The organism is Bordetella muralis (genome assembly GCF_054781015.1).
Genome location: NZ_BAAGVF010000003.1, coordinates 612,552 through 634,684, shown reverse-complemented (window position 1 = coordinate 634,684; position 22,133 = coordinate 612,552). Strand labels below are relative to the sequence as shown.

Sequence of the window (22,133 nt, the reverse complement as noted above, 5' to 3'; positions counted from 1 at the left end):
TCAGCCTCAGAACGTTCTGAGAATCTGGAGCACTTTGCCTTCGAGACTGTGAACGTCGTCCTCTAGTGCGGCCCGCTTGTCATTCAATCCGCGGATTTCGTTTTCGCTGTTCTCCAGCTGCTTCAGATAGCGCGTACTCAAATCGCTGCTTCCCGGCACCGCGCCGAGATTCTGCCGAATGCGCTCTTGCTCATTCACCAAGCGCTCCCGTGCGTCGTCCAACGCTTGCAGAGCGGCCTGTGCATCGATCTGCTTTCTGCGCGCCTCGGCCAGCTGGACCAGCTTCGCCGCCAAGGCCTTGTCGGGACTGGAGGCCGACCACGCCAATAACATGTCGGGTGCAGTATCAACCACCGCATAAGCATTGCGCTGCAACTGTTCGTCCACGGCTTCCAATGTCTGTTCCTTGCCAGCCGCGACAGTGGTCTTTAACCGATGGTGGGTAGCGGTTTTGCCGTCGCTTGCAGGCGATGAAAACGTCCACCCCGGCCGAATGGGATGCTCGATGACGACAACACGCTCGCCGTCCAGCGCGCCAGAAACGGTGTACCGCGTCACGATCCGCGACTTTTGCGTCAAGCGCAGTAACCCGTCCACCATCTTGATCTCAACGACTTCATCGGCCGGCTTTTGATCCTCGGTAATGCTCACCTTCCGATCGGTAGCAAAGCTGGCCAGACGCGTATCCTCGTTGGGTAACCCTGCCAGTTGCGCATCGCCGACATACCCGGACTGCGCGTCATAAATCGTGAGGATGCCGCCAGGCAGGCTGACACCCGTCGTGTTCTTGAGCATCAACGCAGCCACGGGATGGGGTGACGACGCGCCCGCCTGATACACAGACACCATCGTGGCCGGCACCTCAGCATCAACGATAGGCGCGGACAACGTGTCGCCATTAGCCAGATCGTACGTGCCCGGCAACGCGAACGTGGCGGAAATATCGCTTTCACTCGCCGCGGTGCTGTCCTGCGTGGACGCCACGGCTCCGCCGTATTGATCCGCCATTGCAATGGGTGCCGGGGCAGCTGCCTCCAGCATCGGTGCGGCAGGCGCGGGGCGAATCGCTCTCATCCGGGCCGACGCTGCCGGCTCGGCAGCACGCGCTGCTTGCTCACGATTCGCCAAATTTCCCGTATCCGCTCTGGGCACATTGGTCGCGGCTGTACTGATTGGCAGATCGTAGCGTTTTTTCCAATACAACTGGTGCAGGCGCTGCCTGAGCGTCACGGGATCGGCAGAGCTCAACACGATTTTGACGTGCTTCCAGTCTTCGCCACTGGCATTTTCCAATACTGTCCAGGCCTGCAACCGGGCGTTGCCATCATCCTGCGCCACCACCTTATATGCCGTCTTCCAAATGGGAGAGGCAATCACATACGAGACGTCGACATTGTTATTCGACGTGCCGGCTACATGGATATTGATCACGCGCGATCGATCGTTCTTGGCACGTGCAATCGCGTCGGCGGCTTCGACCAGCTTGTCCCTCAGCGCAGCGTCATCCACACTGACAGAGGCGTCTTGCGACAACGCCAGCGTCGCGACCGTGCCCGCGGACGTCAGCGCAGACAAGAGAAAGAACTGAGCGCCATCGGCGCCTTTGCGCGGCTCGACTCCCAACGCCTTGCCCTGCACTGTCTTGCCATTACTCGTCACCGTAACGGCTGCGCCCTGTAATGCGGTCAATAGCGACGGTACCGAAGCCAGCGCCTGAGGCGGAAACGGCAGGCCCTTGAAACTTTCCTCGAGCGGCCTGGGCCCGGTCAACGAAAATCCCGATACCGAAGCCGTCGAGCTATTCAGCACCAGGCTTTTCAAAATATCGTCGACCTGATCGAGCGGCACCTCCAAACGAATGGTGCCATCCTGGCCCACCGGCGCCGCCCTGACAATCTCAGCCAGGCCGCCCGACGAGAGTCTGATTTCGCGTATCGAGCCATTATTATCTGACGCCCAAACACTCATCGGCACCAATGTCGCGATGCACAAGCTTACGACGGTACGATGGAACATGATTCCTCCTGCACGCCCTATGCGCTGATTTTCAGGTCGTACTATAGCCGCGCGCCATGGTGTTCGCAGCGGTGCACCACGAGCGTGGCAGGCCAACGCTGAAATCGACGTGACCTGGACTAAGGAAGAACCGTGTCCGGAGTCGAAAAAACAAAACGCTCCCGGCGAAATTCGCACGGGAGCGCTTTAAATTTGGTTGCGGGGGCAGGATTTGAACCTACGACCTTCGGGTTATGAGCCCGACGAGCTGCCAGACTGCTCCACCCCGCGTCTGATGTTTGTAATCATAGCATAATATTCGATGCGCTGCATCAATTGTCTGGCCCATACACGCCAAGCCGAGCGTGGCCGGATACATAACAGATGTGTCAGCCCCTCCGACCTGAGCAGGATCGCGTGAGTGTCTTCGAACACGTAAGACTCCCCCTGCCGCAACGGCGACTGGGCGATGTACGGCATGGCGTCGCCGTCACGAGGGATGGATTGGCGCTGGATGACACTGCCCGTCACGCAGATCAGCACCGTGCCACGAATGCCGTGCACCATCTGTGTCGCGCCGGGGGGCAAGATGATTTCTTTCGTCAAGCCAGATGTACTGGTGTCGGGGTCGCTGCTGCTGGTCATGATGGCGCTCCTGTGGGAATAGCTCAGGCTGGGTTTGCTGCCCCCCGAGGGGGCGTTTTTGCCTTGGGGCGGCCCGGCGGAAAAAAAGCCCCCACGCCGCGCCTTCGGCTTGCTGCCCCCCGAGGGGGGCGTTTTTGCCTTGGGACGGCCCGGCGGCAAAAACCGCCCTGAAAAACCGCCCTGAACCGTTCAGTCAGATTACGCGCGCCCCTTTCATCGCAACAGACACACAGGCTCGTTTTCTGTGCCGTAACAGACAGCGTTTTGGGGATCTGTTATGGTCGTCTTTCCCGCAAACTGTGTATTACGGTTTGGCCCGATCGGGCTCATGATGCTGAGATGGATGTGCCTATGACCTCCCCTCAAGTTCAGCCTACCCACGAGCAGCCCCTATACCAACGGCTGGCCGATCACTATCGCCGGGCTATTGATAACGGTGTATTGGCGCCCGCCGAGCGTATGCCATCGGTGCGCAACCTGGTCCGTACGCATCGCGTCAGCCTGTCAACGGCGCTGCAGGCCTGCCGGCAACTCGAAGACGATGGCCTGATCGAAGCCCGCCCGCGCTCGGGGTATTTTGTGCGCGCCAAGCATCGCACAGTCATGCTGCCAGCGTCCGAACCTGATCTCGGAGTGTTGCCCGGCCCCGCCAATTATGTGGGGATCCATGATCGTGTCTCGGAATTTATCGCTCAGTGCGAACGGCACACGACCAGCATCAATCTGGCCCTTGCCGCAGCCGCGCCCGAACAGTATCCGGCCGAAGCGCTCAAGCAGGCCATGATCCGCGCAGTGCGCCAACACCCTTCCATGCTGGTCGATCATGTACCGCCCCATGGCCATCCGGAACTGCGTACCGTCCTGGCGCGGCGCGCCCTGGAATTGGGCATGAACCTGGGGCCGGACGATATCGTGGTCACCCACGGCTGCATCGAGGCTGTCAACCTGGCGCTGCGGGCGGTTGCCCGTCCGGGGGATACCGTTGCCGTCGAATCCCCGGTGTACTTCGGCCTGCTACAGATTCTGGAAAGCCTGGGCATGCGCGCGCTTGAGATTCCAACCAGCCCGCAACACGGCCTGTCGGTAGATGCGCTGGAATTGGCGCTGCAAACACACCCTCACCTGCGCGCCGTCGTTGTCGTGCCCAATTTTCAAAATCCACTGGGTTGCGTCATGCCGGATACCGAAAAAGCTCGGTTGGTGAGGCTGTGCGAACGCCATCAGATTGCCCTCATCGAAGACGACACCTATGGCTTGCTCTGCGATGACAATCAATTGCGGCCAGCCATCAAATCCTGGGATCACACCGGCAATGTGATTTATTGCGCCTCAATGCACAAGACCCTGGCGCCTGGCATGCGCTTGGGATGGATGACGGGCGGCCGCTGGGCTGCCCGAGTCGCCATGCTGAAGTTTGCGCAAAGCCGATCAAATGAGCCCCTGGCCCAGGTGGCCGTAGCCGAATACATGGCGTCCAAAGCCTATGATCGCCATCTGATCCGTCTACGCCGCCAGTTGAAGAGCCAACGCGAGCACATTGCCGAAGATGTGGCCCGATATTTTCCGCCTGGTACTCGCCTGAGCATGCCCGAAGGCAGCATGTTGCTATGGGTGGAAATGCCTGGCCAACGATCCAGCACCAAGGTCTTTGAACGCGCCCTGGCGCATGGAATACGCATCGCCCCTGGCACCATGTTTTCCAATTCTGACCGCTACAGCCATTTCCTGCGGTTGAGCTGCGGCTCGCCTTATACGCCGCAGATGGCCCAGGCCATGCGCACGCTCGGCGATATCGTGGCCGAGGCGGGCTAGCCTCGACCGTCAGACCTGACACTGGCCCGATTCTTGCTCATTGATGTCAGGTTTTAACCGCCAGGGGTAAACCCTTGCTCTACAAGGACATTTTCTTTCTTTGCCCAAGCTATCCCAAGGGTTGTCCACAGAAGCTGTGGGTAAGTCGAGCGATGTCCGTCGGAGCTGGTTACTTGACGGCGGCCAGCACGCTGTCACGCACGCTTTCAAAACCCGCCACGTATTGCGGATTTTCAGAACGCGCCAACAAGCTGGAATAGTTCTGTTCCAACTGCGCCTCGATCGCCTCGCGCAGACCGGGCGACGATTTGGCCAGATGCAGCATCGATGAGAGGACCGAGTTCAACGCATCGATGCGCCCGCCCTGATGCGAAATCGTGTGCACGATAACCGCGATTTGTTCTTGAATATCCATGAAAACCTCGTGAAGAATGACGCTTGGCGGGCATGCTAGCATGCCCGCCAATGATAGCTATCGCACTTGCACAGAGCATCTCTGTGCTTTGTAATAGCACTGATCTTATTCGTGGAATCCCCATGCTGCTTCGCCCGCTCACTTATATTTTGACGTTTTCGCTGCTCGCTGCCTGCACCAGCATGAGCAAAACCACGCCCACCGGACCCGATACGTACCAGGTGACGTATAACGCAGGCGCAAAATGGCAGACGTGGGTCGAAGTCAAACATATTGCCCGTGAACAGGCCGAGGCCCATTGTGCGTCGATGAACCGGCGCATGACGCAGCCCAAGGTGACATCCAATCACGCTACGGGATTGATGCCCAAAGAAGCGACCATTGACTTCACGTGCGAAGCGTTACCGGTGCCCGCACCGTCAGAACAAAAATCGGGCTCGTAAACAAAGCGACGTAGCGCAATCACCCTGATTGCGTCTTGCAAGCAAGCATCAAGAGGCTCCGCCTACGGGCGGATTTTCTGTGCCCTGGGCGGCAATCTCAGCCAACTCCCAATCACCGAGATTCGGCGCGTAATCCCGCTCAAGCGGACGCCTGCCCCCAAACGGCTCTCGCGCCTCGACCTGAATGTTGTCCGGGCCTAATACGCGATACGTCACATGCCCCCATCGCACGCGGCCCGCCCAATGCGCCGCGGCAATCACGCTCAGGTGAAAGACATCCACAATCGGCTGCAGACAGCCCAATACGATTTGAACCAGCCGCACAGACCAAGGGTCGGGCATATCCACCTGACGGGACACTTCGCTGATCCCGTATTGCTTGAGGCCGCCAAGGGTCACCAGCGATGCCAGCACCCACATGGCAGTATCTTCCATCACGGTAAACCACATCGCCGTCCCCCACCCGGACAAGCGCAGGCCGACCACACACAACCCCAGCCGCCACAATGCCGGCCGATAGATGCGGCACATCTGATACTGCCGGCGCGCGAAATGCCACGCGGATACAAAAGATTGCCGGTTCGGCGACGGCACCAGCAAGGATTTATGCGTACCCACGCGCAGTTCCAGTTCAGCAGCACGGCGAGCCAGGGCCAAATCATCGGAAAGCACACGATCAAATAATGACCGCAAATCCAGTCGCTGCGCGATCTGCGTCGTCATGGCGATGCTGCCGCCCCACGTCACGCAAGCGCAGTCCAACTCTATGCGCGGTAACAAGGTGATCGCACGGTCAGCGGCCGTGACAAAATGCGCGCCGAGGCGGTGTTCGGCGACTTGCTGCCAGCGGTGGCCGCTAATGATGTCGTATTGCCCCGAAATGATCGGCCAGACCAGGCCACCCAACCACTCCGAGTCGGGCACGATATCGCCATCCATCAAGACGAGGACTTTGATCTCCGGGTCCAGCTGATCCAGTGCGGCTTGTTGGTTGCGGCATTTCTGTGCCTGATGGGTGGCTGGGCCCGCAACGACCAGCTTGATCGGAAAATTTGCGTTGTGAGCTTCGGCCTGAACCCTGGCGTAAGCGGGATCCTGCTCGGACTCGACGGTGACGAGCAAACAGGCGGGACGCAGCGTCTGCTTATTGAGGGCCTCGAGTAACGTTCCGAACGATCGGGCCTCGCCCGTCAGCGGCAGAATGACTGACACTGGCACGCAGCCGGTCGGACGGTATTCCCGCAGCGAAATCAAACGCAGGATCACGCTCAGCAAAGAGATGACACTGATGCCAATCGCAGCGACGTAGAGAACGTAGACCAGAAACACGGATACCGACCATCAAAGTGAGCTTGCTTTGTCTACAGCCCTGTCCCCGGGGCTGCGCCGATACACGAGCCAAAGTGAACGATTTCGTGACAGCCCAGAAAATCTCACACCTTGATGTATTCGGACAATACTATCACGGGAGAAGTCTAAATATCACTGGTTAATACCACCCATTAAACGCAAAAAATGGCCGCCAGTCTGGCAAGGCTGGCGGCCATTTCCTACAAAAAACGATCTGCAAAACGGGAAGACGGGCGCCCCACCGGGGCGCCCCCTATCAGAGGTCTAATTTGGCAATTTTCGCGCCTTCCAGCGAAACACCTGCCATCAGCCCACCATTGTTGAGAACAAAACCAACAATGGGTTGCTGAGCGGTATTGGTATCAATGCTGCCGTTCGCCCCCACATGAGCAACAGCCACCGTCGCATCCGCGCCTACTGTCCATCCATCACTATTGCGGAATTTTTGCAAGGCCTCGTCCGTCATGAACAGCAAAATGACTGCCTTAGACTGCGCACCCGCCTGGAACCCTATCGAGCCCGCTGTGGTGCTGTAGTACCCGGAGTCCACGCCGCCCACCCGCAGTACGCCCTTACCATGCTGCGCGCCTACGATAAAGCTGGCACTCAACACAGACGGAAACACCAGCACACCCTTGGCACGCTCGACCAGGGCCTTGGACTGCGGCGACGCCTCGTACAACTTGGTCAGCGTAGCGTCCGTTCCGCTGTTGATTTCCTGCCTCTGCTCAGCGGCACTGGCCGAAGCTTTGTCCGGGGTCGTGGTGCAGCCGGAAAATACGAGCCCAGCCACTGCAACCGTCATCGCCGCCATCGCAGCGCGACGCATCGTCGGGAATGTATTAAGCATGAGACGCTCCAGTTGTTATTGATGAGCCTTTCACTCTACTCGCCTGTTGCCAGCCAATTTGCGTGAGCCTGCAAGACATCCCTGCCAATCGCAACAAGGCAATTCGTAATCAGGGCAATCATGGCTTAGGGTAATCAATTGTTACGTACATGCCTGATACCATACTTCATCCCGAAGCCCCCTGGAGCGGCGCGTGCGCCCGAATAAGCCGCAACAAGCAGCGTTACCGTTCTTTGACAGCATGTTGCTTGGTATCGCCCAGATATTGATTTGGGGCGGCTCTTTCTTTTTGCTGGCCGTTCTGGCTGAGCCCATTCATCGCGATACCGGATGGTCCATGACCTGGATCTATGGTTCGCTGACGATCGGTGTACTGGTATCGGCGCTGCTATCACCGCGAGCCAATGTCTATATTGCGCGTCGGCAAGGCCGCAAGGTGCTCATCGGATCGAGTTGGATCGTTGCGGCCGGGCTATGTGTGATCGGGCTCGCTCCCAATATTGCCGTATTCGTAATCGGTTGGGCGCTCATCGGAGTGGGCATGGCGGGTGGTTTATATGACCCATTGTTCACAACGCTGGGGATCATGTATGGACAACGAGCTCGAGCCGTCATTAACGCGATCACACTCATCGCAGGTTTTGCGACGACCGTCGTCTGGCCGGTGCTGGCCTGGATGGTCGAACCGCTCGGGTGGCGCATGACCTGCTGGGTTTACGCGGGCGTGCTGGCGGTCACGATGGCTCCGCTCTACTTGAAAGCTCTCCCGCGGGACACAGCGACTGATGCGGCCTCGCCCGTTCACAAGAAAAACATTCAAGCTGCGGTCCCATCGGGCAGCGTCTCACGCGGTACTTATTGGCTGCTCTCAAGCGTGTTTTCCATTGCCGCCATATTGATGACGGCAGTATCCGTACAGATCATTGCGCTCTTGCAAGGCGCCGGGCATAGCCTGGCCTCGGCCATCGCACTCAGTGCACTGATCGGCCCGAGCATGGTGGCCATGCGCGTGATCACATTCAGCATCAAAAGCCTGCATCCGATCTGGATGGGATTGCTCTCTGCGGGCTTTGTCGCAGCGGGATTGCTATTGATTCTGATCAGCCCCCAAGTGGCTGCACTCGGCATGGTGTGCTACGGCATAGGAAACGGCCTGCGCGCACTGGTGCGCGGCACCTTGCCGCTGGCCTTGCTTGCGCCAACCATGCTTGCCTCCGTGATGGGCAAACTCGCCCGGTCCTCGCTCCTGTGCCAGGCGTTCACTCCGCTGGTATGCGGCGCGCTGATCACCCATATAGGCGCGACGGGTACGCTGTTTGTATTGACTGCGCTAGCCATCTTGAACCTGGGGTTGACGTTGTGGCTCAGAAAGCGCGTCGCGCTAGTACAGCCTGCCTGATCGGCTCACTCCCCTTCAAAATAAAGGGTTTACACCTACAAAGGACACTTTCAGGTTGAGAACGGCCGCTTTATAATGTCCATATTATAATCATATAGTCTATATTATGGACAAAGGAGCGGTGTGATGCCCGTTGATAACAAAGATGCCAACCCGATGATGCCTTATCAATACCCTAACCCGGTAGAGGCATTACCCGAGATTGTGGTGGAGAGCGCCATCCCCAAAGACGAGCGGCTATGGGTTCCGCAGGCGGAGAACGTCTGGTTCCGTCCGCTCTGTCTGAACGCCAGCCAGGGCTACTGGATGAATCTGCTGAAGGTTCGCAAGTCCGGCGTGTTGAGCCGGCACCGCCACCCGCAGGCCGTACATGGCTTCGTACTCAAAGGCAAATGGAAATATCTGGAGCACGACTGGTGGGCCCAAGAAGGCTCGTATGTGTTCGAGCCGCCAGGCGAAACCCACACCCTCTATGTGCCCGAAGACTGCGAAGAAATGATTACCTATTTCCAGGTCAATGGCGTGATGTACTACACCGACCCCTGGGGCAAAGGCAACGGCTACGAAGACGTCTTCACCAAGATCGACATGTGTAAACGACATTTCGAGGCCGTGGGATTAGGGGCGGACTATGTCAAGCAGTTCATCCGCTGATCACGACCGATCCAGGGCGCAGTACGACTTCACCGGCCAGATCGCCATCGTTACCGGTGCCAGCAACGGGATTGGCGCCGAGATTGCCACGCAATTGCAGCGTGCTGGCGCCACTGTGGTGAACTGGGATCTGAAACCTGGCACAGATGCCGCCGCGCGCTTTTGCGAAGTCGACGTAACGCGGCCGGATACCATTGCAGCGGCATTGACAAAGGTTCAAACGCAGTTTGGCCGTGTAGACATCCTGGTCAACAGCGCCGGTTTTTCGGGCCCCACCGTACCGCTCATCGATTATGACCCAACTGTGTGGCAACGCATCGTCGATGTGAATCTGGTGGGCGTGTTTCACGTATGCCAATCCGTCGCGGCTGCCATGCGTACGAGCGGCTATGGCCGCATCGTCAATATCGCGTCGCTGGCAGGTAAGGAAGGCACCCCGAACGCATCAGCCTACAGCGCGTCCAAAGCCGGTGTACTGGCCTTGACCAAGTCACTGGGCAAAGAGCTCGCCCAGACCGGTGTGCTGGTCAATGCGATTGCCCCGGCCGCCATCCGTACTGCCCTATTGGAGCAGATGACACCCGAGCATGTGCAAAACATGATCAACAAGAGCCCGATGGCACGATTAGGCGAAGCCCAGGAAGCGGCTGAACTGGTGTCCTGGCTGTGCTCACCGTCCTGCACGTTCAGCACCGGTGCAGTGTTCGATCTGTCTGGAGGCCGAGCCACGTATTGATCGCTGTGATCCCATGACGCGTGGTTCGTCGCGTGCACGAGCGCGTCAGGAAACAGGATTTTGACGACCCACCGGCTCTACAACAAAGCAAAAGAAAGGAGTGCGATATGACATTCGCCAAGGATTTGTATGCAGGGAAAACGGCGTTGGTGACCGGCGCCACGCAAGGTATCGGCGCGGGCGTGGCCAATGTGCTGGCACGGCTCGGCGCAAAGGTGTTTGCGGTTGGCTTGGGCCGGGGTGACGGATCTCTGGATGACAATGTACGGGTCATCGAAGCCGACGTGACCAAGCCGGATCAAGTCAATGCCGTATTCGCGCAGATCGATGCATTGGATATGCTCGTGAACTGTGCAGGGATCATCAAACGCGGCGAGGAACTCGATCCCGATGTGTTTGATCAAGTCGTAGCCGTCAATCTAAGCGGAACCATGCGCATGTGCGCCGGCGCGCGCGAGTTGCTCAAAGCCAGCAACGGCTGCATCGTCAATACAGCGTCAATGCTGAGTTTTTTTGGCGGCGGTCTGGTGCCCGGCTATGCAGCGAGCAAAGGTGGCGTGGCGCAGCTGACGAAATCCTTGGCTATTGCCTATGCCAAGGATGGAATTCGTGTCAACGCGATTGCACCCGGATGGATTGCCACGGCGCTGACGCAGGCGCTACAGGATGACCCTCAGCGTGCGCAGCCCATTCTGTCTCGTACGCCGCTGGGTCGTTGGGGCACGCCGCAGGATGTGGCCCATGGCGTGGCGTTCTTGTGCTCGCCCGCGGCGTCATTTATGACGGGTGTGGTGATGCCGGTTGATGGGGGATATTTGGTCGTCTGAGCTCAGTTGGCGCGCAGGAAATCAGCGCGTGATTGCGCCAGGAATTCGATGAAGATCCGGAATGCGCTGGCAGAGATCAAGGATGCGATCCGGGGAGGTAATAGTTAGATAGCTGGCACCTAGCCGTACCAGCTAATCATAAAAAATGCGGGTTTCCGAACCAGCCGGAAACCCGCATATTTACTTGGTAGCCCCCCTCGGAGTCGAACCGAGCACCAACGGATTATGAGTCCGCTGCTCTAACCAAGCATGAGCTAGAGGGCCCTTAAAACTGACTGCTTATTGCCCTTCGAGGAAGCTCTTGAGCTTGTCGGCCCGACTGGGGTGGCGCAGCTTGCGCAGCGCTTTAGCCTCTATTTGTCTAATGCGCTCACGCGTAACATCGAATTGCTTGCCCACTTCTTCCAAAGTCTGGTCGGTGCTCATTTCGATACCGAAACGCATACGCAAAACTTTGGCTTCACGCGGGGTCAGAGAGTCTAACACTTCTTTGACGACATCGCGCATCGAACCATGCAATGCCGCATCGGACGGCGCCAACGTAGCCGTGTCTTCGATGAAATCACCCAGGTGCGAATCATCATCGTCACCGATCGGCGTTTCCATGGAGATCGGTTCTTTGGCGATCTTGAGGATCTTGCGGATCTTGTCCTCAGGCATGTCCATCTTTTGCGCCAGCGTCGCGGGATCGGGCTCGCCACCCGTTTCCTGCAGGATCTGACGGCTGATACGGTTCATCTTGTTGATCGTTTCGATCATGTGAACCGGAATACGGATGGTACGTGCCTGGTCGGCGATCGAACGCGTAATGGCCTGACGGATCCACCACGTTGCGTACGTGGAGAACTTGTAGCCACGACGGTATTCGAACTTGTCCACGGCCTTCATCAAACCGATGTTGCCCTCCTGGATCAGATCCAGGAACTGCAAGCCACGGTTGGTGTATTTCTTGGCGATCGAGATCACCAGACGCAAGTTGGCCTCGGTCATTTCGCGCTTGGCCTTGCGAGCCTTGGCTTCGCCGGTGGCCATGCGCTTGTTGACGTCCTTGAGGTCCTTGAGCGGCAGCACGACGCGCGTTTGCAGGTCGATCAGCTTTTGCTGCAGTTCCTGGACCGCGGGGACCTGGCGCTCGAGCGTCTCGGAATACGGATGGCCCGCGGCGACCTCGGCCAACACCCATTCCAGGTTGGTTTCTTGACCCGGGAATACTTTGATGAAATGGCTGCGCGGCATGCCTGCGCGATCCACGCAGGTGTGCAGCACGGCGCGTTCGAGTTGGCGAACCTCCTCGACTTGCGCACGCAGCGTGTCGGCCAGCTTTTCCACCATTTTGGCGGTAAAGCGGATGCCCATCATCTCGTTCAGGATGGCTTCTTGGGAGTTGACGTACACGTCGGACTTGTAGCCGTCCTGTTCGTACGACTGACGCATCGTGGCGAACTGCTTGGCGATCTCGTCGAACTTGGCCAAGGCCTTGACGCGCAGGTCTTCGAGCTGCTTGCTCGACATACCGCCGGCGGGACCGTCATCGCTCTCGTCTTCCTCAGCCGTCACACCTGCGCCGGCGTATTCTTCGCCGTCTTCCGGGTCGACCAGGCCGTCGACGACTTCGTCGATCTGGGCTTGCCCGTCACGCACACGCGCGACGTGGTTGAGGATTTCGTTGATGGTGGTCGGGCAGGCCGAGATCGCCATCACCATGTGCTTCAGACCGTCTTCGATACGCTTGGCGATTTCGATTTCGCCTTCGCGCGTCAACAGCTCGACCGAACCCATTTCGCGCATGTACATACGCACAGGATCCGTCGTACGGCCAAAGTCGGAGTCCACCGTGGTCAACGCGGCTTCGGCTTCGTCTTCGACGTCGTCGTCGTTGGACGCAACCGGGGCGTTTTCGCTCATGAGCAGCGTTTCGGCGTCGGGGGCCTGGTCGTAGACCGCGATCCCCATGTCGCTGAACGTGCTGATGATGCCGTCGATGGCTTCGGCGTCAACCAGGTCATCGGGCAGATGATCGTTGATTTCGCCATAGGTCAGATAGCCGCGATCCTTGCCCAGCTTGATCAGCTGTTTGAGGCGATTGCGGCGGGCTTCGTATTCCTCGGGCGAAACGGGACCGCGGGCGATCAGATCCTTGGGATCGGCCTTGCCACGCTTGCCGCCGCGCTTGGGCGGCTTGAGATCAGGCAGGACCTCGCCTTCGCCGTCCATCGGATCGTCGAAGCTGTCGTTGTCGTTGTTCGCGTTTTTCGCGGGACGCCCAGGACGACGGCCGCTCGATGGCCGGGCACCGCCGCCCATCAGATCAGCCAGCTTGTCTTCGGCTTTTTTCGTGCGCGTTGCCTTGACCGCTTTCTCTCCGGTTGCGGGTTTTGCTGCCTTCTTGGCAGCGGTTTTCGTTGCTGTTTTAGAGACCTTCACTGCCGCTTTGGCAGGCGCTTTTTCCGCTGCCATGCTGACGGCACGCTTGGCCGTTTTGACCGGCGTGTCGGTCGCATCATTTGCAGGGGAGGTTTTGCCTGATGTTCTGGTCATAGTCGCTTCCGTGGTCGTCGCAACCCGTGATTGGGGCTATTGCACCACAAGGGCCGGCCGCGCGCGCCAAAGCGCCGCGATCCGGTCGATGCGGGTAAAACAGGCAAGCGCGCTGAAATCGCGTGCGCTACATTGTCTGTAACGCGGGCCGCTCATCGGACCCCACAGATGCCCCCCTCTGGCCTCAGCCCAGGAGCACCTCGTATCGCAAACTCGTTCCGGCTGGGGTTTCCGGGCATTGTGATGGGCTGTCTTGCCTGCGACAGGCTGGCAGTCTGAGGGGATCTCTCACCCCGCGCTGCTGCAATAGACACAGCCCCATCTGTTCAACACCGCTGGCCAAACCCTGGCCGGACTTGCGTACTCGCCACCTTTAATTGTAACAACTCCGGCGGCAAAATAAACGTAACCGACACGCCCGCCCTATAGAGCGTCGCAGTTGATCACGATATACCGCTGGAAAACCTTTAATTGTACCGTAATTAACGGATACCACTATGTTTTAAGACCACTATCCGCGCGGACAGTTCCTGGTAACGCTGCAGGGCGTCTGCGCTGCTCAAACCCGTCTCGGCCAATTTGGCCATTTCTGCACGCGCCGCGTCGAATTCGATACGCCGTAGCGCGTCATCCCATTCGGTTTGAGGCTCGGGCAGGTCTTCCTGGGCAAGCAGATCCGCACGCATGCTTTTCAACACCGTGGCCAGGTCGGAATCCGGATCGGCAGCCTGCAGCAACGCGCCCACGTGGCGCGCACCGCTTCTTTGGGCCAGCATGATCAAGTCTCTGACCAATCCTAGATGGGGTCCCTTGTCCAGGACTTCAAGCTGCTGGTCTCCCATGGTATCGACTAATTCCGGGTGAGCCAGCAACAGCGCCAGCAGCCGTTTGGCCATGGACGGCATGGTACGCCGCCCCTCGTACCCGCCAATGTCATTGTCGCGCTTGCCTTTCCAGTCGCCTTTTTTGCCGCCTTGCCAGTTACCTTTCTTGCCCTGCCAGTTTCCCTTTGAGCTGCCCTGGTCCCGCCAGCCCGTATCTGGGGCTGGCGCATCAAAGGCCATGTCGGGCGGCGGCAGATCATCGTAACCAAAGCCGACTGGCTCGTAGTCGAAATCCGGCGGGGGCACATCAAACGGGTCGTAACCCTCGGCTCCGGCGGACGAGGATGGGGTAGTTGAAGCACCCGCTGCGGGCGGCGACGCGGCAGAGGCCGATCCGGCCGGCTTGTTTGCAGCAGGCTTGCCTGCGCCTGGCGGCGCAAACGGACGTGCGGGCGCCTGGGCGAGGATTTGGGCCATTTCTTCTGGCGTCAATTGCACCTGGCGCGCCATCTCACGCTCGATTTGCAGGCGCAGAGCACATTCCGGAATGGCCGCCAACAGGGGTTTGGCCTCGTGCAGGCAGCTGGCGCGGCCTTCTGCTTCGTTCAGGTTGTGCCGAGAGGCGAGTTCCTCGAGCAAAAAGCGCGACAACGCCGTCGCCTCGCCCAGGCATGCCCGGAACGCCTCCGCCCCCAGCTCGCGAACGTAGGAATCCGGATCGTGCTCGGCGGGCAGGAACAGAAAACGAATCGATATGTCGTCCCGCAAGACAGGCAGACACGCCTGCAAAGCTCGCCAGGCAGCCCGTCGACCGGCGCCATCGCCGTCGAAGCTGAAGACGACCTTGTCGCTGGCCCGCAGGAGCTTCTTGACATGATCTGGCGTGGTCGCCGTACCGAGTGTGGCGACAGCGTGGGCGATACCCTGCTGGGCCAGCCCCACCACGTCCATGTAGCCTTCGACGACGATTACCTGCCCTTCTTTGCGGATGGCCTGGCGCGCCTCCCAGAGCCCATAGAGCTCCTGGCCCTTGGAAAACAGCGGGGTTTCGGGCGAATTCAGGTATTTGGGCTCGCCCTTGCCGATGATGCGCCCGCCAAAGCCGATCAGACTGCCGCGTGCGTTACGAATCGGGAACATCACCCGTTCGCGAAAGCGATCGTAGCGACGGCCATCCTCGGACTCGATGACAAGCCCGGCTTCGACCAGCGTCGGATCATCGTAATGCTCGAAGACCTTGGACAAACCGTGGCGGTCGGTACCCGACCAGCCCAGCCCGAAATGCGCTGCGATCTCGCCGGTCAAACCGCGTTGTTTCAGGTACTGGATGGCGGCAGGCGACGCGCGCAACTGCTGCAGATAATGCGCCTGGGCAGCATCAAGGACCTTGGTATGACGTGAGGTTTCGGCCTTGCGGCGCGCCGATTCAGCCTGCTGGCGAGGACTGCGGTCTTCTTCGGGGACTGTCATTCCCACCGAGCCGGCGAGCGTGCGCACGGCCTCGGGGAAACTCGCGCCCGTGTGTTCCATCAGGAAGGTGATGGCAGTACCGTGCGCGCCGCAACCGAAACAATGGTAGAACTGTTTGGTCGGGCTGACGGTAAACGACGGGCTTTTCTCGTTATGAAAAGGACACAGGCCAAGTAAATTGGCCCCACCCTTTCGCAACTGCACATATCGCCCGACGACGTCTGCGACATCGACCCGGGCGAGTAAGTCTTGAATAAATGATTCTGGAATCAATAAATTCGGGAATCAAAAATCAATACATGCGGGGGGGCAGTTGCTGGCTACGAATCCGCTTGTAGTGGCGCTTGACCGCGGCGGCATGCTTGCGCTTGCGCTCAGCCGTGGGCTTCTCGTAGAACTCGCGCGAACGCAGCTCGGTGAGCAAACCGGTCTTTTCGATGGTGCGCTTGAAGCGGCGCAGGGCGGCTTCGAACGGTTCGTTTTCCTTCAGTCGGACAATAGGCATAAAAGTAGTAGGCCTGCTTGGGGTAACAAAAAAGTTGAAAACACAGGGCGCGCTGACTGCAAGCCTGGCATGGTTTGTTGATAGGTTTCTGCCCTATTCAGGCTCGTTTTTTGAGCCCGGGGCCCCGATAACAGCGAGCCGCCAAGCAAAAAACTGCAATAAACCACGCCCGTGCACCCTGGCACCCCCCTATGGGGTTTAGCGATAACCCGAGATTCTAACACGGTTTGAGTATTTTGATACTACTCGCACCGGACCAATACAACACTCATCCATAGCGACGGGGCGATCCCTCGGGAAAACCGCCCTGCCCGCCAGCCTCAAGTGGATGTCGATCCCTTGCGAATCCAGGCTTCGAGCTGATGCGGACGCAGACTGTCATAGTCCTCGAAGGGCTGGTGTATCCAGGGGTTGGTGGGCAGCTTGTCCACGTAATAGTCGGGAATCGCCTTGGAATGCCCCTTCCACCATAACACCGCGCTGCGCAATTCGGTGATCGCCGGGAATTGCTCCTGCAAATGCTCGCGCACCCGGTTGAACGTCAGACCCGTATCCACCATATCGTCCACCAGCAACACCCGCCCCGCGGGAGCGCCACGCGTGATGGTGATGAACTTGGCGATATCCAACTCGCCTTGCTTGGTGCCGGCAGCCTCGCGGTAGCTGCTGGTTGCCAGGATGCCCAGCGGTACATCGAAAATACGCGACATCACGTCGCCCACCCTCACGCCGCCGCGCGCCAGGCATAGAATCAGGTCGAACTCCCACCCTGACTGATACACCTGCAGCGTCAGGCGTTCGATCAGGCGGTTGTATTTCTCCCAAGTCACCCACACGTGGCTATCATCGTCGACAGGTGTGCTCATGGAAAAGGTCTCCTAGAAATGCAAAAAAGCCGCGATCGACGATAGCCGACGGCGGCTTGGAATCATAACCCGACTGGCGCTTGACCTGAAATCGGATTCGCACGGCATGCCTCAATGGCGTGCCGTGCCTCATTGCGTACGTCTCAGCCCTTGAGCGGGTGACGCAGCACGATGGTTTCGTTACGGTCCGGACCGGTAGATACGAGGTCGATCGGCACACCGCAGACTTCGGAGACGCGTTCCAGATAGCGGCGCGCGGCAGCCGGCAGCTTGTCGAATTCGGTGATGCCGACGGTGGACTCGGTCCAGCCGGGCAACTCCTCGAGGACGGCTTCGGCCTGGGCCACGGCATGGGCGCCATAGGGCAGCACGTCGCGGAATTCGCCGTTGACGCGATAGCCGACGCCCAATTGGATTTTTTCCAGACCATCGAGCACGTCGAGCTTGGTGATGCACAGGCCGCTGATGCCATTCAAACGCACCGAGCGCTTGAGCGCCGCACCGTCAAACCAGCCGCAACGGCGGGGACGGCCAGTCACCGAACCGAATTCCTTGCCGATGGTGGCCAGACGCGTGCCGACTTCGTCGACCAGCTCGGTCGGGAACGGGCCAGAACCCACGCGGGTGGTATAGGCCTTGGTGATCCCCAGCACGTAGTCGAGCGACTGCGGGCCTACGCCGGCGCCGGCCGAAGCCGCACCTGCCAGGCAGTTGCTGCTGGTGACGAACGGATAGGTGCCGTGATCCACATCGAGAAGCGCGCCTTGTGCGCCCTCGAACAACAGACGCTCGCCGGCTTGCTGCAAGGCGTACAGATTGCTGGAAACGTCTTTCACCATGGGCGCGATAGCCGGCGCCAAAGCCATGGCTTGATCACGCACCTGCTCGGCCGACACGGCCTCGGCACCGAGGTATTTGGTCAACACGAAGTTGTGGTAATCCAGCAGTTCGGCGAGTTTTTCGTCGAACAACGAGGGATTGAAGAGATCCTGCACACGCAGCGCGCGGCGGGCGATTTTGTCCTCGTATGCCGGGCCGATACCACGGCCAGTGGTGCCGATCTTGCCCTCGCCTTTGCGGGCTTCGCGCGCCTGGTCCACAGCGATGTGGTACGGCAGGATCAGCGGGCAGATTTCGGAGATCTGCAAGCGCGAACGCACATCCAGACCGGCAGCTTCGAGCTCTTCGATTTCCTTCAGCAGCGCCTCGGGCGACAGCACGACACCGTTGCCGATGAAGCAGGTCACACCAGGATGCATGATGCCCGAAGGGATCAGGCGCAAAATGGTTTTCTTGCCATTGATCCACAGCGTATGGCCGGCGTTGTGACCGCCTTGGAAGCGCACCACGCCTGCGACGGATTCCGCCAGCCAATCGACGATTTTGCCTTTGCCTTCGTCACCCCATTGGGTGCCAATAACCACTACGTTCTTGCTCATTGTACGAATCGATATCGAGTTTCTCGGGAAATCCGGAAATCCCCCTGCGGCCCTCTTGCAGACAAGAGGGAGTCAGTTTTACAGCGTTCGAACCACCCAAGCGCCGTCTTGCAACGTCAGCTCACGGTCACAGATGAATTCGTCCTGGCTTTGCTCATGGCCGGGTAATACTTGCACGACAATCTCGCCGGACCGGCGTAGTTGTCGCACTGCAGCCACCAGCGCGGAATCCTGCCCCCAAGGCGCGAGCACAGCACGCGCACGATCGGCGGGGGGCAAGCCACGCGCCAGTTTGCGCAAGTCCAGGCTAAAGCCTGTCGCCGGGCGCGCCCGGCCAAAGGCACGGCTCACATCGTCGTAACGCCCACCACTCACCAGCGCATCGTGCCACCCCTCTGCGTACAAGGCAAAGGTGACCCCTGAGTGATAGCCGTAGCCGCCAATATCAGCCAAATCCACCCCTAAAGCCACATCAGGGATGGCATCAATAATGTTTTGCAAGGCATCGAGAGCCGTCGCCACGCCAGGCAACAGAGGCAGATCGCGCCGAGCCTGTTCGATAATCTCTGGACCGCCGTACAAACCCGCCAGCCGCTGCAGGGCAACGACGGTGTCGGCCCGAATGCCGCTCTCCTGCTGAGCCAGATCCGCCAGACCGGGGATGTCTTTTTCGCGCAGCAGCAAGATGATGTCCTGAGCGCGCTCTGCGGCTGCCGGATCGGCCTCCAGCAAAGCTCGGACTACGCCGGGATGGCAAAGGTCCAGACGCGGCTGACGAACACCTGCCGTCGCGACGGTATCCAGGACGAGCGAAATGATTTCGAGATCGGCCTCAAAACCGGCATGACCGTAAATTTCGGCGCCAATCTGCAGCAGCTCGCGGCTGGACAGCAAGTCCGCCGCCCGGGCATGCAGGACACTACCGCAATAACAGAGCCGAGTCACCGCCGCGCGATTCAGCAAATGCGCGTCGATGCGGGTGACTTGAGGCGTCATGTCGGCTCGCACCCCCAGGGTGCGGCCAGACAGCTGATCGACCAGTTTGCAGGTGCGCAGATCCAGATCGCTGCCGGTACCGGAGAGCAATGAATCGATGTATTCGACCAGGGGCGGCGCAACCAACTCGAAACCGTAGCTACGGTAAAGATCGAGCAGTTCGCGGCGTAGTTCCTCGATGCGCCGAGCCTCGGCCGGAAGTACGTCGGCAAGGCTTTCGGGCAGCAACCAGTTACCCATGAGTATTTACCTGAAGACTCTTGAAGAAATGCGTGAACGACGCGCAAAACAAAAGCGGCTGAGAGGGCGTAAGCCCACTCAGCCGCCTGAGGATTGTTTCTAGGTCGGGTAGGAACAGGCCATTGCTGGCCCATCCCCCCCTAAGAACCGTGCGTGCTAGTTTCCCAGCACACGGCTCAAGCGCAACGCGCGACCCTGTAGCTTACAGGTAAGTATACCCTGTTTGCTCATTTGGATCATCTAGGCCCGTTTCCGGACCGGCTTCACCACAGATAGCCCAAGCGTGTGAACTCGGGTGTGGCATACGGGATGTAACAGAACACGGTTGGACAGAGCATCCGACCCGCCATGCACCTTGTACACCAGGTGATGGTCGTGCCACCCTGTTTCCATATCCATCGGGCATCCGCACAAAGCGCAGCGTCCTTGCTGATCCACCCAAAGCGTCGCCCACTGCTTGCGGTACGCCATGTTTTGCAACAGGCGTTCCGATTGCAGGGCCTCGCCATAGGCTTCCCAACTCGGATCAAAAGGGTTGTACGCCCCTTTGATTTTCTTATGCCGCACGATTGCCGTATCAACCAGCCGATACAGCATGCGCATCTGCCTTTGACCATCCTTGCCTACTGCGGGTGCTGCGAACATCCCCCTCCGATCTCCTACTGTTCGCCAATACTGCTTGAGCGACCAGGAAATGGTCTTCTTGGGATGCCGCCGCTTTGCCCAACGCACTAGCCGCCAACGAATCAGCGCATCTAGTTTGTTGAACGTCGCCTTCGACACAACGGGGCTGTGATACTGCGACCAACCCCGCAATACTGGATTAAGCAACGCGATCAGATCGACCTGCCTAGCCGACAGGTTTTCTCCGATGATTTCCCTGACCTTGCCATAGAACGCCTTGACGTTCTTCTGGCTCGGCTTGATGAGCAGCTTTCCAGAGTACTTCCTGAAATTCCACCCAAGAAAATCAAAGCCTTCATCGATGTGGATGATGCGCGTTTTCTCCGTGGACAGTTGCAATCCTCGAACCGCAAGAAAGCGTTCTATCCAAGGCCTGACTTCAGTACCCAGCACGTCTTTCGACGCACCGGTAACGATGAAGTCATCCGCATATCGGACCACATGGACTTTCAACCGTTTGGCCTTAGTCCAACCCAGCTTCGTACCCAGGTACTCTGCCAAGTCCGCTTCCAGCTTATTGAGCGTCACATTCGCCAAGGTAGGGGAAATAATCCCTCCCTGTGGCGTACCAGCAGTAGTAGGCTGCAACTGGCCTTTGTGAATCACGCCGGCCTTCAACCACTTGCGCAACACTCGCCGGTCCATAGGGACGTTGGCGAGCAGCCACTCATGGTTGATCCAGTCGAAACAACCTTTGATATCCGCTTCCAGTATCCATTGGGCCGAAGCCCTTCCTGACAGTGTGACGAATATCTGAGCCATCGCATCGGCCGTCGAACGCCCTTTTCTGAACCCATACGAGTTCGGATCGCTCGTCGATTCCGATACCGGTTCCAGTGCCAGCAGATGCAAAGCCTGCATGGCGCGGTCCCGCATGGTAGGAATGCCCAGAGGGCGCTCCTTGCTATTGGATTTGGGGATATAGACCCTCCGTAAAGGCAGAGGCCGATATCCCGGTTGCCGCAACCTTCCGATTGCCTCCCACTTGCTCTCGGGCGAGTCCCACAGCACACGGTCGACACCTGCCGTCCGTTTGCCTTGGTTCTCTGTCACTCGCCTGACCGCCGATGCTTTGGCGGAAAACGAGCGGACCAGCGATCTTTGCAGGGCTTTCACCCTACGCCAATCGCCCGCCTGCGTAGCCTTCGCTATACGTATCTGCATAGCCCTCACATTCCGCACGACTCGCCGCCAGTCTATGGTCGGCCAGCTATCCGGGACGCGCGAGGACGCAGAACTGGGATTAACAGTTTCTTCCATGCTGAACCTCGGGGTAGTAAGACCCTAAGAGGACGCACGGCTCCCCGAAGGGATGGTGAGTCCCTTCGGGCCTGTAGAAAAACACGAGACATGAAAAAAAAAACCATGGCTCGCTACCTGGACTGATACAGTCCGTCAGCGACGGTTGCACCACGTGGAAGTCTGCTGCCTTTCGGCCGGGGCAA

The 22,133-nt window shown here is 58.9% G+C and carries 18 protein-coding genes and 2 tRNA genes; 7 read left to right on the top strand and 13 right to left on the bottom strand.

Annotated features, from left to right (window positions below; all coding sequences use genetic code 11):
- Window positions 1–6: 6 nt before the first annotated feature.
- Both ACYVIT_RS07940 and ACYVIT_RS07935 read right to left on the bottom strand, forming a co-directional pair.
- A complete protein-coding gene (locus ACYVIT_RS07940) occupies window positions 7–2,016 on the bottom strand; it encodes a DUF4139 domain-containing protein (RefSeq protein ID WP_415806518.1) in 2,010 nt (669 codons plus the stop codon).
- Between the two features lie 193 nt (window positions 2,017–2,209).
- A tRNA-Met gene (locus ACYVIT_RS07935) sits at window positions 2,210–2,286 on the bottom strand.
- 187 nt (window positions 2,287–2,473) lie between these two features.
- Here ACYVIT_RS07935 and ACYVIT_RS07930 point away from each other — a divergent pair.
- Window positions 2,474–2,662, top strand: coding sequence for a hypothetical protein (locus ACYVIT_RS07930; RefSeq protein ID WP_460478176.1), 189 nt, complete (start codon window positions 2,474–2,476; stop codon window positions 2,660–2,662).
- A gap of 329 nt (window positions 2,663–2,991) precedes the next feature.
- Window positions 2,992–4,452, top strand: coding sequence for an aminotransferase-like domain-containing protein (locus ACYVIT_RS07925; protein WP_415806516.1), 1,461 nt, complete (start codon window positions 2,992–2,994; stop codon window positions 4,450–4,452).
- A 169-nt stretch (window positions 4,453–4,621) separates the two neighbouring features.
- On the opposite strand, the gene ACYVIT_RS07920 is transcribed toward ACYVIT_RS07925, so the two are convergent.
- Window positions 4,622–4,867 carry a hypothetical protein gene (locus tag ACYVIT_RS07920; protein ID WP_094837680.1) on the bottom strand — a complete coding sequence of 82 codons (246 nt, stop codon included), beginning with the start codon at window positions 4,865–4,867 and terminating at the stop codon, window positions 4,622–4,624.
- A gap of 122 nt (window positions 4,868–4,989) precedes the next feature.
- Between ACYVIT_RS07920 and ACYVIT_RS07915 the strand changes: the two genes are divergently transcribed.
- Window positions 4,990–5,310 (top strand): hypothetical protein, encoded by a 321-nt coding sequence (locus ACYVIT_RS07915; RefSeq protein WP_415806514.1) that lies wholly within the window; start codon window positions 4,990–4,992, stop codon window positions 5,308–5,310.
- A gap of 48 nt (window positions 5,311–5,358) precedes the next feature.
- Here ACYVIT_RS07915 and ACYVIT_RS07910 read toward each other — a convergent pair whose 3' ends face one another.
- Together ACYVIT_RS07910 and ACYVIT_RS07905 are read right to left on the bottom strand one after the other, a co-directional pair.
- On the bottom strand, window positions 5,359–6,639 hold the full coding sequence (locus tag ACYVIT_RS07910; RefSeq protein WP_415806513.1) for a glycosyltransferase family 2 protein: 1,281 nt from the start codon (window positions 6,637–6,639) through the stop codon (window positions 5,359–5,361).
- 277 nt (window positions 6,640–6,916) lie between these two features.
- Entirely contained in the window at window positions 6,917–7,510 is a 594-nt protein-coding gene (locus ACYVIT_RS07905; protein WP_415806512.1) for a BPSL1445 family SYLF domain-containing lipoprotein, read from the bottom strand.
- A gap of 193 nt (window positions 7,511–7,703) precedes the next feature.
- On the opposite strand from ACYVIT_RS07905, the gene ACYVIT_RS07900 reads away from it, so the two are divergent.
- The 4 genes from ACYVIT_RS07900 to ACYVIT_RS07885 all read left to right on the top strand — a co-directional run bounded on the left by ACYVIT_RS07900 (window position 7,704) and on the right by ACYVIT_RS07885 (window position 11,126).
- A complete protein-coding gene (locus ACYVIT_RS07900) occupies window positions 7,704–8,909 on the top strand; it encodes an MFS transporter (RefSeq protein WP_415806511.1) in 1,206 nt (401 codons plus the stop codon).
- A gap of 126 nt (window positions 8,910–9,035) precedes the next feature.
- On the top strand, window positions 9,036–9,563 hold the full coding sequence (locus tag ACYVIT_RS07895; RefSeq protein ID WP_094820548.1) for a 2,4'-dihydroxyacetophenone dioxygenase family protein: 528 nt from the start codon (window positions 9,036–9,038) through the stop codon (window positions 9,561–9,563).
- The gene (locus ACYVIT_RS07890; protein ID WP_415806510.1) at window positions 9,541–10,299 is read left to right on the top strand and encodes an SDR family NAD(P)-dependent oxidoreductase; all 759 of its coding nucleotides are present in this window, start codon (window positions 9,541–9,543) and stop codon (window positions 10,297–10,299) included. Before ACYVIT_RS07895 ends, ACYVIT_RS07890 begins: the two co-directional genes overlap by 23 nt.
- A 107-nt stretch (window positions 10,300–10,406) precedes the next feature.
- Window positions 10,407–11,126 (top strand): SDR family NAD(P)-dependent oxidoreductase, encoded by a 720-nt coding sequence (locus ACYVIT_RS07885; protein WP_415806509.1) that lies wholly within the window; start codon window positions 10,407–10,409, stop codon window positions 11,124–11,126.
- Window positions 11,127–11,311: 185 nt separating this feature from the next.
- Here ACYVIT_RS07885 and ACYVIT_RS07880 read toward each other — a convergent pair.
- From ACYVIT_RS07880 to ltrA, 8 genes are all read right to left on the bottom strand, one after another.
- Window positions 11,312–11,390: transfer RNA gene (locus tag ACYVIT_RS07880), tRNA-Ile, on the bottom strand.
- 15 nt (window positions 11,391–11,405) lie between these two features.
- Window positions 11,406–13,664, bottom strand: a complete 2,259-nt coding sequence (gene rpoD, locus ACYVIT_RS07875; protein WP_415806508.1) for an RNA polymerase sigma factor RpoD — start codon at window positions 13,662–13,664, stop codon at window positions 11,406–11,408.
- Window positions 13,665–14,146: 482 nt separating this feature from the next.
- Window positions 14,147–16,231: a DNA primase gene (gene dnaG, locus ACYVIT_RS07870; RefSeq protein ID WP_415806507.1), complete on the bottom strand. Its 2,085-nt coding sequence runs from the start codon at window positions 16,229–16,231 to the stop codon at window positions 14,147–14,149.
- Window positions 16,232–16,250: 19 nt separating this feature from the next.
- Window positions 16,251–16,463: a 30S ribosomal protein S21 gene (gene rpsU / locus ACYVIT_RS07865; protein ID WP_012417992.1), complete on the bottom strand. Its 213-nt coding sequence runs from the start codon at window positions 16,461–16,463 to the stop codon at window positions 16,251–16,253.
- Between the two features lie 320 nt (window positions 16,464–16,783).
- Entirely contained in the window at window positions 16,784–17,329 is a 546-nt protein-coding gene (locus ACYVIT_RS07860; protein ID WP_415806506.1) for a phosphoribosyltransferase, read from the bottom strand.
- A 143-nt stretch (window positions 17,330–17,472) separates the two neighbouring features.
- Window positions 17,473–18,768 carry an adenylosuccinate synthase gene (locus ACYVIT_RS07855; protein WP_415806505.1) on the bottom strand — a complete coding sequence of 432 codons (1,296 nt, stop codon included), beginning with the start codon at window positions 18,766–18,768 and terminating at the stop codon, window positions 17,473–17,475.
- 78 nt (window positions 18,769–18,846) lie between these two features.
- A complete protein-coding gene (locus ACYVIT_RS07850) occupies window positions 18,847–20,004 on the bottom strand; it encodes an ATP phosphoribosyltransferase regulatory subunit (RefSeq protein ID WP_415806504.1) in 1,158 nt (385 codons plus the stop codon).
- 240 nt (window positions 20,005–20,244) lie between these two features.
- Window positions 20,245–21,948, bottom strand: a complete 1,704-nt coding sequence (gene ltrA / locus ACYVIT_RS07845; RefSeq protein WP_415806503.1) for a group II intron reverse transcriptase/maturase — start codon at window positions 21,946–21,948, stop codon at window positions 20,245–20,247.
- Window positions 21,949–22,133: the final 185 nt, after the last annotated feature.

Coding starts and splice junctions, on each gene's coding strand:
- ACYVIT_RS07930 (WP_460478176.1), top strand. CDS start 2,474: ATGGCGTCGCCGTCACGAGGGATGGATTGGCGCTGGATGACACTGCCC.
- ACYVIT_RS07905 (WP_415806512.1), bottom strand. CDS start 7,510: ATGCTTAATACATTCCCGACGATGCGTCGCGCTGCGATGGCGGCGATG.
- ACYVIT_RS07850 (WP_415806504.1), bottom strand. CDS start 20,004: ATGGGTAACTGGTTGCTGCCCGAAAGCCTTGCCGACGTACTTCCGGCC.
- ACYVIT_RS07855 (WP_415806505.1), bottom strand. CDS start 18,768: ATGAGCAAGAACGTAGTGGTTATTGGCACCCAATGGGGTGACGAAGGC.
- rpoD (WP_415806508.1), bottom strand. CDS start 13,664: ATGACCAGAACATCAGGCAAAACCTCCCCTGCAAATGATGCGACCGAC.
- rpsU (WP_012417992.1), bottom strand. CDS start 16,463: ATGCCTATTGTCCGACTGAAGGAAAACGAACCGTTCGAAGCCGCCCTG.
- ACYVIT_RS07915 (WP_415806514.1), top strand. CDS start 4,990: ATGCTGCTTCGCCCGCTCACTTATATTTTGACGTTTTCGCTGCTCGCT.
- ACYVIT_RS07940 (WP_415806518.1), bottom strand. CDS start 2,016: ATGTTCCATCGTACCGTCGTAAGCTTGTGCATCGCGACATTGGTGCCG.
- ACYVIT_RS07890 (WP_415806510.1), top strand. CDS start 9,541: ATGTCAAGCAGTTCATCCGCTGATCACGACCGATCCAGGGCGCAGTAC.
- ACYVIT_RS07895 (WP_094820548.1), top strand. CDS start 9,036: ATGCCCGTTGATAACAAAGATGCCAACCCGATGATGCCTTATCAATAC.
- ACYVIT_RS07925 (WP_415806516.1), top strand. CDS start 2,992: ATGACCTCCCCTCAAGTTCAGCCTACCCACGAGCAGCCCCTATACCAA.
- ACYVIT_RS07920 (WP_094837680.1), bottom strand. CDS start 4,867: ATGGATATTCAAGAACAAATCGCGGTTATCGTGCACACGATTTCGCAT.
- ACYVIT_RS07885 (WP_415806509.1), top strand. CDS start 10,407: ATGACATTCGCCAAGGATTTGTATGCAGGGAAAACGGCGTTGGTGACC.
- ACYVIT_RS07860 (WP_415806506.1), bottom strand. CDS start 17,329: ATGAGCACACCTGTCGACGATGATAGCCACGTGTGGGTGACTTGGGAG.
- ltrA (WP_415806503.1), bottom strand. CDS start 21,948: ATGGAAGAAACTGTTAATCCCAGTTCTGCGTCCTCGCGCGTCCCGGAT.